The 14,590-nt window shown below is 32.8% G+C and carries 12 protein-coding genes and 1 pseudogene; 10 read left to right on the top strand and 3 right to left on the bottom strand.

The genetic code is table 11. The annotated features are described in order from the left end of the window. Window positions 1-179 precede the first annotated feature (179 nt). From spoIVB to AB1282_RS22420, 4 genes and pseudogenes are all read left to right on the top strand, one after another. Window positions 180-1,289, top strand: a pseudogene (gene spoIVB / locus AB1282_RS22435) (SpoIVB peptidase); the annotation flags it as partial. 651 nt (window positions 1,290-1,940) lie between these two features. Then, the gene (gene spo0A, locus AB1282_RS22430) at window positions 1,941-2,729 is read left to right on the top strand and encodes a sporulation transcription factor Spo0A (RefSeq protein WP_056475196.1); all 789 of its coding nucleotides are present in this window, start codon (window positions 1,941-1,943) and stop codon (window positions 2,727-2,729) included. Window positions 2,730-3,531: 802 nt separating this feature from the next. Beyond that, window positions 3,532-3,954: a transposase gene (locus AB1282_RS22425; protein ID WP_429900479.1), complete on the top strand. Its 423-nt coding sequence runs from the start codon at window positions 3,532-3,534 to the stop codon at window positions 3,952-3,954. Window positions 3,955-3,956: 2 nt separating this feature from the next. After that, on the top strand, window positions 3,957-4,904 hold the full coding sequence (locus AB1282_RS22420; RefSeq protein ID WP_429900477.1) for a transposase: 948 nt from the start codon (window positions 3,957-3,959) through the stop codon (window positions 4,902-4,904). A 137-nt stretch (window positions 4,905-5,041) separates the two neighbouring features. Here AB1282_RS22420 and bacA read toward each other — a convergent pair whose 3' ends face one another. Both bacA and AB1282_RS22410 read right to left on the bottom strand, forming a co-directional pair. After that, window positions 5,042-5,842 carry an undecaprenyl-diphosphate phosphatase gene (gene bacA, locus AB1282_RS22415; RefSeq protein WP_056475200.1) on the bottom strand — a complete coding sequence of 267 codons (801 nt, stop codon included), beginning with the start codon at window positions 5,840-5,842 and terminating at the stop codon, window positions 5,042-5,044. Between the two features lie 229 nt (window positions 5,843-6,071). Next, window positions 6,072-6,239, bottom strand: coding sequence for a YycC family protein (locus tag AB1282_RS22410; RefSeq protein ID WP_082459603.1), 168 nt, complete (start codon window positions 6,237-6,239; stop codon window positions 6,072-6,074). A gap of 83 nt (window positions 6,240-6,322) precedes the next feature. On the opposite strand from AB1282_RS22410, the gene AB1282_RS22405 reads away from it, so the two are divergent. Continuing rightward, on the top strand, window positions 6,323-7,057 hold the full coding sequence (locus tag AB1282_RS22405; protein ID WP_286131761.1) for a glycerophosphodiester phosphodiesterase: 735 nt from the start codon (window positions 6,323-6,325) through the stop codon (window positions 7,055-7,057). 97 nt (window positions 7,058-7,154) lie between these two features. Here AB1282_RS22405 and AB1282_RS22400 read toward each other — a convergent pair whose 3' ends face one another. Further along, window positions 7,155-7,403, bottom strand: coding sequence for a DUF2627 domain-containing protein (locus AB1282_RS22400; protein WP_114346315.1), 249 nt, complete (start codon window positions 7,401-7,403; stop codon window positions 7,155-7,157). A gap of 187 nt (window positions 7,404-7,590) precedes the next feature. Between AB1282_RS22400 and AB1282_RS22395 the strand changes: the two genes are divergently transcribed. The 5 genes from AB1282_RS22395 (at window position 7,591) to lpdA (ending at window position 14,562) form a co-directional block, all read left to right on the top strand. After that, complete coding sequence (locus tag AB1282_RS22395; RefSeq protein ID WP_429900474.1) at window positions 7,591-9,663, top strand: sigma 54-interacting transcriptional regulator; 2,073 nt, start codon at window positions 7,591-7,593, stop codon at window positions 9,661-9,663. Between the two features lie 209 nt (window positions 9,664-9,872). Then, window positions 9,873-10,778 (top strand): phosphate butyryltransferase, encoded by a 906-nt coding sequence (gene yqiS, locus AB1282_RS22390; RefSeq protein WP_056475209.1) that lies wholly within the window; start codon window positions 9,873-9,875, stop codon window positions 10,776-10,778. 30 nt (window positions 10,779-10,808) lie between these two features. Beyond that, a complete protein-coding gene (gene bcd / locus AB1282_RS22385; protein ID WP_056475213.1) occupies window positions 10,809-11,903 on the top strand; it encodes a branched-chain amino acid dehydrogenase in 1,095 nt (364 codons plus the stop codon). 117 nt (window positions 11,904-12,020) lie between these two features. Beyond that, entirely contained in the window at window positions 12,021-13,121 is a 1,101-nt protein-coding gene (gene buk, locus AB1282_RS22380) for a butyrate kinase (RefSeq protein ID WP_056475217.1), read from the top strand. A gap of 19 nt (window positions 13,122-13,140) precedes the next feature. Further along, entirely contained in the window at window positions 13,141-14,562 is a 1,422-nt protein-coding gene (gene lpdA, locus AB1282_RS22375) for a dihydrolipoyl dehydrogenase (protein ID WP_056475220.1), read from the top strand. Window positions 14,563-14,590 lie beyond the last annotated feature (28 nt).

Below are 14,590 nucleotides of genomic sequence, written 5' to 3'. Positions count from 1 at the left end.
TAAAGAATCTATCATATTTTTACAATCATATTTTGCTTTTACAAAGCTAACATTAACTACATAGCCACGAATTAAAAAAAATGAAATTTGGCGCTAAGGAGAGTGATTCGCTTGTGAAAAAAATAAATGTTCAACGAATAATAAAAATTCTTCTCCTTTTATTTATAGTTGGTATTGGCGTGTTTAATATAAATCAAAATAATGTATTTTCATCTACCATAAAAAATAAAGATCAACAAGAAATTGTTAATGTAGCACTTGGTATGAATGAATTACCAAGTAAAAAGGTGGATGTAAAAGTATTAAACAGTTTAAGAATAATACCAGGAGGACAATCAATAGGAGTAAAACTTAACTCAGTAGGTGTTTTAGTAGTTGGACATCATTTAGTAAATACTAATTTAGGACAAAAGTCTCCAGGTGAAATTGCCGGTATTAAAGTTGGAGACATGATTATAAAAATGAATGGTAAACAAATCGAAAAAATGTCAGATGTATTACCATTTATTCAAAAAGCAGGAAAGTATGGAAAGCCTATAAAAATCACTGTAAAACGCGAGGGTAAGTATTACACAAAAATGTTACAACCTATTCGTGATCAAGGTCATAATAGCTATCGAATTGGATTATATATAAGAGATTCGGCGTCTGGTATTGGCACGATGACATTTATTGAACCTAATTCATTAAAATATGGTGCACTAGGACATGTTATCTCTGATAGTGATACGAGAAAAGCCATTGAAGTAGAAGATGGGCATATAGTCTATTCAACAGTTACTGCAATTGAAAAAGGTGCAGATGGTTCACCAGGAGAAAAAATAGCGCATTTTGCACTAGATCGTGGAACAATTGGTAATATCACTTCAAATAGTCCATTTGGAATATTCGGTAAGGTTAACAATAAAATTGACAATGGGATCATGTCTCAACCATTACCCATTGCATTATCAAATGAAGTGAAAAAAGGTCCTGCTAAAATACTTACCGTAATACATGATAATAAAGTAGAAGCATTTGACATAGAGATAGTAAGTAGTATTCAACAAAAATTCCCATCAACTAAAGGGATTATTTTAAAGGTAACCGATAAACGTTTACTTAAAGAAACAGGCGGGATTGTACAAGGAATGAGCGGCTCACCAATCATTCAAAATGGAAAATTAATCGGAGCAGTTACACATGTTTTTGTAAATGATTCCACTAGTGGATATGGGGTTCATATTGAATGGATGCTTGATGAGGCTAAGGTACCGATTTATGATTATCAAAATAAAAAGGCTTCTTGATTTAAAAAATACACCTATCAAATTATGTAGGTGTATTTTTTATGTGTTTTAGTTTATTTCCCCTATAACATAATCGATTTCCGTGAGACGATCATTAAGGGGCTCAGGAGGCCTCTATTGCATCTCCTACAAGTGTTAAACCCTTCGTTCAAAGTAACTTACTCATTATATGAAGAGCACGTAAAGGCACTTTAAAATACCCTTTTGTGAATTGGTTTATAGCATAAGATAACAATTTATATTTCAGTACTGAAAAATACACATATTAAATTTTGTCGTGTATTTAGTTAAAATTAAGTCAAAATAGGAAAAAAATGGTAATATACTATTAGCACAATGAAAAATTAAAAAAATTTTAATGTAGAGGATGATTGATATGACGGCTAATGTTACAGAATTGTAAATTTATATTAAAAATTATAAATTTACATACTATTTCATTTTTTATATAATGAATTATATGTATAATTCGACTTAATACATAGTAGTTTTTAAACCAATCGTCGAATGCTAGAAGAAATTGAAGAAAACTATCTATATTAATAAAAATATTCAGAATTTATAATAAAAACAGGAAATAAATTTTTATTGTCGAAATTATCGGTAATAAGTAATGAAAATTCACTATTGAGGATGTAGGGAGGAACGGGCGTGGAGAAAATTAAAGTATTATTAGTTGATGATAATAAAGAACTTGTTATTATGTTAGAAAACTACATTAACGCACAAACAGATATGGAAGTGGTTGGTGTTGCGTTTAATGGACAAGACTGCTTACCTCTAGTGAAAGATAAAAAGCCAGATGTACTAGTCTTAGATATTATTATGCCTCATTTAGATGGATTAGCGGTTTTAGATCGTTTACGCGCTGGCTTAGTTGAAAAAATTCCAAACGTTATTATGCTAACTGCATTTGGTCAAGAAGATGTTACTAAAAAAGCTGTTGATCTTGGTGCATCATATTTTATCTTAAAACCATTTGATATGGAGCATTTAATCAGCAATATCCGTCAAGTTGTAGGAAAGGGTAGTTCGGTAACTAAACGTAATTCACCTTCTCTAGTTTCAAATTACGAAAGCAAGCCACGTAACTTAGATGCTAGTATCACAAGTATCATCCATGAAATTGGGGTACCTGCACATATTAAAGGATATATGTACTTACGTGAAGCGATTTCGATGGTATACAACGATATTGAGCTTTTAGGTTCAATTACAAAAGTTTTATATCCAGATATCGCTAAAAAGTTCAATACAACAGCTAGCCGAGTTGAACGTGCAATTCGACATGCGATTGAAGTAGCATGGAGCCGTGGAAATATCGATAGTATTTCTACATTATTTGGTTATACAATTTCAATGTCAAAGGCAAAACCAACAAATTCAGAATTTATTGCAATGGTAGCTGATAAATTACGTTTAGAGCATAAAGCTTCATAATTTATTTTTATTATTAATTATTTAAGAAAAATTCAATCCCGATTAGCTTCTGACAGTGATTCCACAGACATTTCTCTTAGCGAATAACTTCTTACGAGATCTTCGGTATTTTTTCGCATTAGCAATTATACTTTTTCAAAAGAAAACGTTGTCTTTAGTAGACAACGTTTTCTTTTGTTGTTGAAAATGAGTTTATCGATTTAATTCAAAATTTTCATAAAAGCTGTTAGTTCAATATGCTCCATAACAACGAAATTCAATATTTCATTTTGAAAAAATGTAAAGTACGTGTCCTTTGATTTTCTATGATATTAAAAATTAGTTTGCGTAATAATTTTTAGTATGCTATAATATTTACTGCGCCACTGAAACATTTAGAAAAAGGATATTATTACTACGAAATTTGGAAGAAAATTGGACGTATTCCATGACGCGTCAGCTATTTCAACCTTGTTTAAAATTAGTAGTAGTGTCTGTTAGTGAAGATTGTTGTGAAACAAGCTGCCTAATGGAACGGCCCTGGAGCCGAATTGCGAAAGAGAGGTAGGGCTTTCGCCAATAGACAACAATTTTTAAATTTAAATAACTAACATATATATTACAAAGGCTATTCGTATACGTTGTACGAATAGCCTTTTTCCATTTGTAAAATAAGCTGATTAAAATGGAGACTAGAGTATTGTTGTATACAGCAATAAAAAAATAGGACATCCCATTATAGGGGCTGTTGACGAATTAAATAGGAATTTGTAAACCTGTGTAGAAATTATTCTATATAGGTTTTTTTATTGGGGGAATTCTTATGATGGGTCGAAAAGAAGATTGTCAAAATAAATTAGAGTTCATCGATTTAAATGATTTTGTACCTAGTAACCATATTTTACGCCAAATTAAAGACAAAATAGATTTCACGTTTATATACGATAAAATGGAAAAGTATTATTCAAAATTAGGAAGAAAATCTTTAGATCCAGTCCTTTTATTTAAAATGTTATTACTTGGCTATCTATTTAATATCGAATCTGAACGTGAACTGGAACAAGAAGTCATTTTAAATATAGCTTATCGTTGGTTTTTAGGTTTGGATTTATCCGACCCAGTGCCAGATCATTCAACATTTAGTCAAAATAGACGTAGAAGATTTAAAGATAGTTCGGTATTTCAAGAAATTTTTGACCACATTATTAGTCTTTGTATTGAAAAAGGATTCGTTATGGAGTTGTGATTGTGACAGATTCGACACATATAAAAGCTAGTGCCGCAAAAGAGAAAGTTCAAAGAATGGTTTTAGAAAAAACACCATCACAATACATAAATACACTTGAAGAAGAAGCAAAAAAAATTGAAAAAGAACATGAAAAAAAAAGAATAGATTCAGGTAAAAAGAAAAAAGGAAGAGAGCCAAAAAGTGATCCTACTTTAAAAACAGTCGCTGTCTTTCGAACAGATTCTGATTCAGGATCGTTACATCGTTCAGGAAAACCTTCAGGACCTCATTATTTAGCACATACTAGTATTGATACTGAAAATGGAATCATTGTAGATATTCATCCAAGTGCTGGGAACGTTAACGATTGTGAACCTTTTATAGAAAGATTAACAATCCTACAAGAAAAGTTTGACCTAGATATAAAAAAAGTCGGAGCTGATCGTGGGTACGATACAACCCCTATTCATCATGGCTTAAAGAAATTAAAAATTACAGGATATATTACCCCAACAAAAAAAGAAACAGCTTATGACACTATGTCTTATCATGAATTTAAATTTAACAATGAAACAGACAGTTATATTTGTCCAAATCATAAGGAACTTCCGTTTACTCATTTAAAGAAAAGTAATGGTCATTACTCCAAAATCTATTCAGCAAAAGCGAAAGATTGCAAAATTTGTCCATTTCGAGAAAAATGTTTCGGAAAAAAATCAATCAAAAAAGCCATTTCACGACCAATCGCACATGAATTAATCGATGAAAATCTAAAAAGATCAAAGACCAGTGAATATAAACAGATTCAAAAACAAAGAAGAGTTTGGTGTGAAGGTACTTTTGGGACGATGAAAACAAAACATAATCTATATAAAACTTATAAAAGGGGCATTCAAAAAATTCTTGAACAATGCCTCTTTTCGGCGTTGGCATTGAATTTAAAAAGAATGGTTAAAGTAATAAATTAAACAAGAAAATGTGATAAGAAAAGGTTTGACCACGTTGAATTAGTCTGAAAACACAAAATGGGAAAGGAGTTAAATCTCCTTTCCCATTTTGTCAACAGCCCCATTATATGGTTGTCCTATTTCTTTATAGTTTTTAATTAGAAAATAAATACAATCGTGAAAACAATTGCTACAATAAAACGATAAACTGCAAAACCTGTTAATTTTACTTTCTCTAATAATTTTAGGAAAGAAACGATCGCAAGTAGTGCTACAACGAACGCAGTGATGAATCCAGTTGCGAATAATGGTAAATCTGAAGCACTTAAAATATCGATATTTTTAATTAGATCTAATCCACTTGCAGCGATCATCATCGGTACTGCTAAAATAAAAGTAAATTCTGCAGAAGTTTTTCGATCTAAACCAAATAATAATCCCCCAGCTATTGTAGAGCCTGAACGTGAAAATCCTGGCCATAGAGCTAACATTTGAAAGCATCCAATAATAAAAGCTTGTTTATATGAGATATGATCTAAATCGGATGATTTAGGTTGTTTAGAGACTTTTTCAGCAACAATTAATAAAATACCGCCGGCTACTAATCCGATTACAACAGTTTTAGGTGAGAATAAAACATCTTTAATGAAATCATGGAATATAAGCCCAACAATTCCGGCTGGAATAGCACCGATAATAATATGAATTAAGTTGAGGTTCGTTTTTCTATAACCATCTGATTTAACTCCTAGTACTGACCATAGTCGTTTCCAAAAAACAACCACTACTGCTAGAATTGAACCAAGTTGAACAATTACTTCAAAAAATGAAGCCTTCTCACCCGTGAAATTTAATAAATCAGCAACTAAAATCATATGACCTGTAGAAGAAACAGGTAAAAATTCTGTTAATCCTTCTACCATCCCCATGATCAAACCAATTAACCAATCAGGTAACATTTAAAAATACCTCCATAAATACTTTTCGTTATAAAATATACACAATACATTACATTTTACTTGAAAACTTATTAATATGAAAGGAAGTTTAAATTAAATTTAGCTCATAATTGTTAATTATTTGTACAATTTTACATAAAAGTGTAATTTAAAGATAGAATTAAGAAAAAAGGTGCATAAAAAAAGAAGTAGAAAAACTACTTCTACCTTCTTTATTTATGCTAAATTACTATTTAGATTCGTTATCCTCAGATGCTTCTTCGTTTTTAGTCGAATCTAATTCCATCAACTTTTTCATTAATATATGCTGTGGCATATGCATAATTTGTTCTAAAGGAACGTTTAATTTCTTAGAAAGTAAAATTGCCGTTTCAGGCGAAATTTGCAATGGTCGCATAATAATCCTCCTTAGTTTCGTAAAATTAGTATACAATAAGAAAAAGAAGAAAGTACATATTTTCTCACATAGGGGGAATTTCAGTGGTCGATATTATTGGTCATAGAGGTGCTGCAGGAACCTACCCAGAAAATACAATGGTTTCTTTTATGGCATGTGAAGATTTAGGGGCAGACGGAATTGAATTAGATGTACATTTATCAAAAGATGGTGAAATTGTTGTTATTCATGATGAAACAATAAATCGTACAACTAACGGTAAAGGTTTCGTAAAAGATTATACTTTAGCTGAATTAAAGCAATTTGATGCTAGTTATCGATTTAAACGCCAATTTAAAGGGTGTACGATTCCAACCTTAAAAGAAGTTTTTGATTGGGCAAAAGGAAATAATTTTAGTATCAATGTTGAACTCAAAAATGATAAAATCGAATACCATGGACTTGAGGAACGTGTAATAAATTTAATCCGTTCATATGAATATGAAAAAAGAATCGTTTTATCTTCCTTTAATCATAAAAGTATGCTTAAATTCCACTTAATGGCACCAGACATTGAAACCGCAGTTCTTTTTAATAGAAGAAGTAAAGAGCCATGGAAAATTGCTGAAGATTTTAAAGCAAATGCAATTCATCCTAATTATCGCATTATTACTGATGAACAAATAGAAGAAACAATGGAACATCACATAGCTGTAAGACCGTATACAATTAATGAAACATCTGTTATGAAACGGTTATTTGAAGTCAAGTGTACGGCGATTATTACTGACTATCCAGAGCTTGCTTTCCAAGTCAGAAGTCAGCTTCTTAGCAAATAAAAAAAGTGCTTACATTAGCACTTTTTTTGTTTTGTTATTTATCTTTTGGTTTTAATGAGTCCCCGCATAAGCAAATGTTACTTTACGCTCACAAAAATTATCTTTTTAAAAATTTACCTTGGACTTTGTTTCGTTTACGATCTCTAAATAATACAAAGCTTCCGACTAAATAAAAACCGACACCTAATGAAACAAGTCCGATTAATAATTGCAATGGAAGATTTGGAATGCCAAAAGAATGGATTAGAAATACCGTGTCACGAAGTAATTTAATTCCGATAACTGCTAAAGCTATTGGTACAACAATCACAACGAATGCTAACATACGTGTAAATGATTCTTTCATGTTAATTAATTCCTCCGATAAAAGTAACAATAAAGTATAAAATTACGTAATTCTCTTTCTTCATAATCATATACAAGTATAGCGTTGTCAAGATTTATAAAACATTTGAAATAGACGAAAGAATAACTTTATATATATAATAGTCTAATGTGTTTAATAATTTGTTGAAATTAGTAGGTGAACTAAGATGAAACAAAACGTAATGATCGTCGGAATGGGGACAGGAGGTACAGCCGTATTAAAACTTCTATCACATTCTGATTTATTTCATGTTGTTGCAGTAGTAGATATGATAAAAGAGGCTAAAGGTTTAGAATTTGCTAAAAGCTTACATATTCCAATACTAAAGGATTGGAAGTCGAATTTAAACGATGAGATTGATGTTGTCATAAATACTACTGGAGATGAAGCTATATACGAGGAAATAATCGAATATAAAGCTAAGAATACTTTAGTGATCCCGGGTTCTGTTGCAAAAATGATATCTGATCTTGTTCAAGAAAAAGAATCACTTTTTAATTTAATCAATAATAAAAAAAGGCAGCAGGAACTAATTTTGGACAACACTCACGATGGGATGATTGTCGTTGATAAATGGGGAAAAATTCTTTTATTTAATCGCTCTGCAGAAAGAATGTTACATACTGATAAAGATGCTGCAATTGGTAGGTATATATTGGATGTTGTCCCGACTAGTAAATTACCTCGAGTTCTTCAAACGAAAAAGAAGGAAATCAATCAAGAACATATATTAATTAATGGAAGTAAGATTTTTACGACTCGTATTCCAATCTTTCGAGAAGATGGTGAACTTGAAGGTGCAATTTCTGTTTTTAAAGATGATACTGAAGTAATCGATTTAGCAGAAGAAGTCACAAATTTAAAAGAAGTTTATAGCATGCTTGAAGCAGTCATTCAAAGTTCGGATGAAGCAATTTCAGTTGTAGATGAAAAAGGTAATGGAATTATTATTAATCCCGCATACACAAGATTGACTGGATTATCAAGCGAACAAGTTCTCGGTAAACATGCAACGATTGATATTACTGAAGGTGAAAGTGTTCATTTAAAAGTATTGAAAACAAAACAAGCGGTTCGTGGAGTACGCATGAAAGTCGGAAAGCAAAATCGTGATGTACTAGTTAATGTAGCTCCTGTAATCGTAGACGGAAAATTAAAAGGTAGTGTTGGAGTAATCCACGATGTTTCTGAAATTTCACAGTTAACGAATGAACTACATAGAGCGCGTCAAATTATTAGAACATTAGAGGCGAAATATTCATTCGAGGATATAGCTGGTGAATCTGAAGGAATCAATTTAGCAATCATGCAGGCTAAGTTGGCTGCGAGCACTCCTGCTACCGTACTACTTCGTGGGGAATCTGGAACAGGTAAAGAATTGTTTGCTCATGCGATTCATAATGAAAGCGATCGCAAATATAATAAATTCGTTCGAGTGAATTGTGCTGCGATTTCTGAAACTTTATTGGAAAGTGAATTATTCGGTTATGAAGAAGGTGCTTTTTCTGGCGCAAAACGTGGTGGGAAAAGAGGACTTTTTGAAGAAGCGAATAATGGTAGTATTTTCTTAGATGAAATTGGAGAATTATCACCTGCGATGCAAGCCAAACTATTAAGGGTCCTACAAGAGAAAGAAATAAGACGTGTTGGTGGGACAAAGTCGATTCCTATTAATGTGCGAGTGATTGCTGCGACGAATGTTCATCTTGAGGAAGCAATTATTGAAGGAAAGTTTAGAGAAGACCTTTATTATCGTTTAAATAAGCTTCCTATTATTATTCCTGCATTAAAGGATCGAATTGAAGATATTTTACCAATTAGTGAGAGACTATTAGCAAAAATAAATCAAGATTACGGTCGAAATGTTGAAGGGATCTCATTATCAGCATTAAATAAATTAAAAAGTTACAATTGGCCAGGTAATGTAAGGGAATTGGAAAATGTGTTAGGAAGAGCGGTTATATTCATGAAATTTAATGAAAAACAAATCTTACCTGAACATTTATCTGCGATCGTACAAGTTAAGCAAGAACAAACTGTTAGTCATAACGAAGTTCATATTGAAGAAATAAGCTCCCTTGATGAAATGGTTATAAATTATGAAGGTGAAATTATTGAAAAGATATTAATGAAAAATAATGGTAATAAAACAAGGTCAGCAAAAGAGCTTGGAATATCAGTAAGGAATTTGTATTATAAATTGGAAAAATACCACACTGCAAAAAATAGCACGCAATAATTTGCGTGCTATGAATATTTTTGCATACAATTACTGTCATTTTTCAAAATATTGTTGTAGAATAGATTTATTGGTGTTACTAGTACCTGGTACTAGAATGTTGGTAATGTAAGGCTTTTCAACTATTTTTAAAATAGTTCTATCCTTTTTTGAAAGTTGGCACGCTAATTGCTTTATATAGTGCAAGGGGATGAAAGGAAGGGCTTTCAATGAATTTAACAGATATAATGTTACGTGCGAAAAATCATTCTAGGCAAACTGTTGCTGTAGCTGTTGCTGAGGACTTCGAAGTAAAAGAAGCAGTTTCAATAGCGTTAGATAATGATTTAGCAAATTTCTTACTTTTCGGAAATGAGCAAGCTATCTATGAAATGTATGAAGATTTATTAAAAAACGAACAATTTGCAGAAAGAATAAAAATTGTTCATTCTCATTCAAACAAAGAGGCTGCTAAAAATGCAGTTGTAGCTGTTCGCTCTGGTGAAGCTTCAATTGTAATGAAAGGTAATCTTTCATCTTCAGTTCTTCTAAAAGAAGTATTGAACAAAGAATATGGTTTAAGAGATAAAAGTGTTTTATCACATGTTGCAATATTCGACGTACCAGGTAGAGAAAATGCAGTAATCGTAACGGATGCTGCGATGAACATAGCACCTACGTTAGATCAAAAGGTGAAAATTATTGAAAACAGTGTTGAAATTGCAAGGAAAGTAGGATTAGAAACCCCTAAAGTTGCTGTACTGGCAGCTGTCGAAGTAGTAAATCCTGCAATGCAAGCAACGCTAGATGCAGCAACACTAACTGTCATGAATACAAGAGGACAAATTAAAAATTGTATTGTTGATGGACCATTAGCGCTTGATAATGCCATTTCTGTTGAAGCAGCAAAACATAAAGGCTTAACTGGAGAAGTTGCTGGGCAAGCTGATATTTTATTAGTTCCTACAATAGAAACTGGAAATATTTTATATAAATCTTTAGTCTTTATGGCAAACTCAGAAGTGGCTGCACTTATTGCTGGAGCAAAGGCACCGATTGTTTTAACATCGCGTTCTGACTCTGCAATGACAAAATTATATTCATTAGCATTAGCTATATGTAATTCTAAAAACTAAACTTACACAATTTAAGGGAGCTGTTATTACATGGAAATCTTCAAATACTTAGAAACTTATGATTATGAGCAAGTTGTTTTCTGCCAAGATAAAGAATCAGGATTAAAAGCAATTATTGCAATCCACGATACTACATTAGGTCCAGCTTTAGGTGGAACAAGAATGTGGACTTACGAATCAGAAGAAGCAGCAATTGAAGATGCTCTACGTTTAGCAAAAGGTATGACTTATAAAAATGCTGCTGCTGGCTTAAACTTAGGTGGAGGAAAAACTGTAATCATCGGTGATCCACGTAAAGATAAAAACGAAGCAATGTTCCGTGCATTTGGTCGTTATATCCAAGGCTTAAATGGTCGTTATATTACTGCTGAGGACGTAGGTACTACTGTAGCAGATATGGATTTAATCCATGAAGAAACTGATTATGTAACTGGTATTTCACCATCATTCGGTTCTTCAGGTAATCCATCTCCAGTTACTGCATTCGGTGTATACCGTGGTATGAAAGCTGCTGCAAAAGAAGCATTTGGTACTGACAGCTTAGAAGGTAAAAAAATTGCAATCCAAGGTGTTGGTAATGTTGCTTACAGCCTTTGCGAGTACTTACATGAAGAAGGCGCTCAATTAATCGTAACTGATATTAATAAAGAAGCTGTACAACGTGCAGTAGAAGCATTTGGTGCTACAGCAGTAGATCCTGATGATATTTATGGAGTAGAATGTGATATTTATGCGCCATGTGCTTTAGGTGCAACAATTAACGATAAAACAATCCCACAATTAAAAGCGCGAGTTATTGCAGGTTCTGCAAATAACCAATTAAAAGAAACTCGTCATGGTGATTTAATCCATGAATTAGGAATCGTTTATGCTCCTGACTATGTAATTAATTCTGGTGGAGTAATCAACGTTGCTGATGAGTTATATGGATATAACTACGACCGTGCAATGAAAAAAGTTGAAGGCTTATATGATAACATTGCAAAAGTTATCGAAATTTCTAAACGTGACGGTATTCCAACATATTTAGCTGCAGACCGTTTAGCTGAAGAGCGTATTGCTACAATGGCAAAATCTCGTAGCCAATTCTTATCAAATGGTCACAACATCTTAAGCAGAAGATAATTGACTAAATAAAAATTAATTAACATTCCTTTATTTTTTAGGTGGAAAGAAAGAGTGAAGTAATAGTACCTCTTTCTTTCTAGTTATAAAGGTAAGGTAAACTTAGAAGGGAGAGTGTTGACAATGCATCGTATTTTAGTAATTAATCCTGGCAGCACATCCACAAAGGTTGGTGTATTTGATGATGAAAAACCAATTTTTGAACAAACAATACGCCATGACGATGAAGAATTAAATAATTACAAAACAATAATTGATCAATATGAATTTAGAAAAAATGTTATTTTAGAGGTATTACACAAAGAAGGCATTAACATTTCAAAATTAAGTGCTGTATGTGGTCGAGGTGGACTACTTAGACCAATCGAAGGTGGAACTTATGCTGTAAATGAAATCATGTTAGAAGATTTGAAAATTGGCTATAGTGGTCAGCATGCTTCAAATCTTGGTGGGATCATTGCTAATGAGATTGCACAAGGATTAAACATCCCAGCATTTATCGTTGATCCAGTAGTTGTAGATGAATTAAATCCGGTTGCAAGAATCAGCGGACAATCACTTATGGAAAGAAGAAGTGTTTTCCATGCTTTAAACCAAAAAGCTGTAGCACGAAAAGTGTCAAAACAGTTAGAACAGTCATATAACGATTTAAACCTTATTATCGCCCATATGGGTGGAGGTGTGAGTGTTGGTGCTCATAAAAAAGGACGCGTAATTGACGTAAATAATGGTTTAGATGGTGAAGGACCTTTCAGTCCAGAGCGAGCTGGAACTGTACCAATTGGCGATTTAATAAAACTTTGTTACTCTGGTGACTACTATATTAACGAAGTTCAAAAAATGATGGTTGGTCAAGGTGGATTAGTTAGCTATCTTGGAACGGCTGATGCAATTAAAGTCGAAAACATGATTGAAGATGGTGACGAAAAAGCTGCTTTAGTATATGAAGCAATGGCTTACCAAGTCGCAAAAGAAATTGGAAGTGCAGCAGCTGTACTTGAGGGTAATATTGATGCAATTATATTAACTGGTGGAATTGCTTATAGTGATTTTATTGTTAATGAAATAACAAAAAGAGTTAAATGGATGGCACGTGTAATTGTTTTACCAGGTGAAAATGAACTTCAAGCTCTTTGTGAAGGTGCACTTCGCGTACTTCGAGAAGAAGAAGAAGCAAAAATCTATCCTGGAGAATTTGCAGTTAAATCTTTAGTATAAATGTGAGGAGAATTTCATCATGGCAACAGAATATGATTTAGTCGTACTCGGTGGCGGTACAGGTGGCTATGTAGCTGCTATTCGTGCTTCTCAATTAGGATTAAAAGTAGCAGTAGTAGAAAAAAATAAACTAGGTGGAACTTGCTTACATGCAGGCTGTATCCCAAGTAAAGCATTATTACGTAGTGCAGAAGTTTTTTCAACTGCTAAAAAAAGTGAAGAGTTTGGTGTTGAAACATCAGGCGTAACATTAAATTTTAGCAAAGTACAACAAAGAAAAGAAAATATCGTTGCCGGGCTTCATAAAGGTGTTGAACACTTAATGAAACAAGGGAAAATTGATGTATACGACGGTTTAGGACGTATTTTAGGTCCTTCAATCTTCTCTCCAATGCCAGGAACAATTTCAGTAGAAATGAACGATGGTAGCGAGAACGAAATGCTAATTCCTAAGAACGTTTTAGTCGCAACTGGTTCAAGACCAAAGTCTTTACCTGGATTAACTATTGATGGTGAGCATGTAATGTCATCTGATGAGGCGTTAAAAATGGAGTCACTTCCTGAGTCAATTATTATCGTTGGTGGCGGTGTAATAGGTATTGAGTGGGCTTCAATGTTAGCAGATTTTGGTGTTGAGGTAACAGTAATCGAGTATAGTAAAACTATTTTACCTTTAGAAGACGAAGAAATTTCTAAAGAAATGACTAGATTATTAAAGAAAAAAGGGATTAAATTAGTTACTGATGCGAAAGTTTTAGCTGAAACTTTAATAATCGATAATGGTGTAAGAATTAATGCACTTCATAAAGATACTGAGAAATCTTTCACTGCTGAAAAAATGTTAGTATCTGTTGGTCGTCAAGCGAATGTTGAAGGTATCGGATTAGAAAATACTGACATCGTAGTTGAAAATGGTTTTATCCAAACAAATGCTAATTACCAAACTAAAGAATCACATATTTATGCGATTGGTGATGTAATTGGTGGCCTACAATTAGCACATGTTGCTTCAAGAGAAGGTACAATTGCAGTTGAGCATATTGCAGGTAATTCACCACTTCCATTAGATCCAACAATGGTAAGTAAGTGTGTTTATAGTAATCCGGAAGTTGCATCTGTTGGTTTAACTGAGCGTGAAGCAAAAGAAAAAGGCTACACAGTTAAAAAAGGTAAATTCTCGTTCCGTGCAATTGGTAAAGCTTTAGTTTACGGTGAGCATGATGGTTTTGTTAAAATAATTGTTGATGAAGAGACAAATGATCTTCTAGGTGTTCATATGATTGGACCTCATGTAACTGATATGATCTCTGAAGCTGGTTTAGCACGAGTATTAGATGCAACTGCATGGGAAATTTCTCATACAATTCATCCACATCCTTCATTATCAGAAGCAATTGGTGAAGCAGCACTTGCTGTAGAAGGATTAGCAATTCACTCTTAATTTAAAATAATGAAATGTAGAGAGTAAA

The sequence above is a fragment of the Gottfriedia sp. S16(2024) genome (assembly GCF_050473765.1).
Lineage (GTDB): Bacteria > Bacillota > Bacilli > Bacillales > Bacillaceae_G > Gottfriedia.
This window is presented reverse-complemented; position numbering and strand designations above follow the sequence as displayed.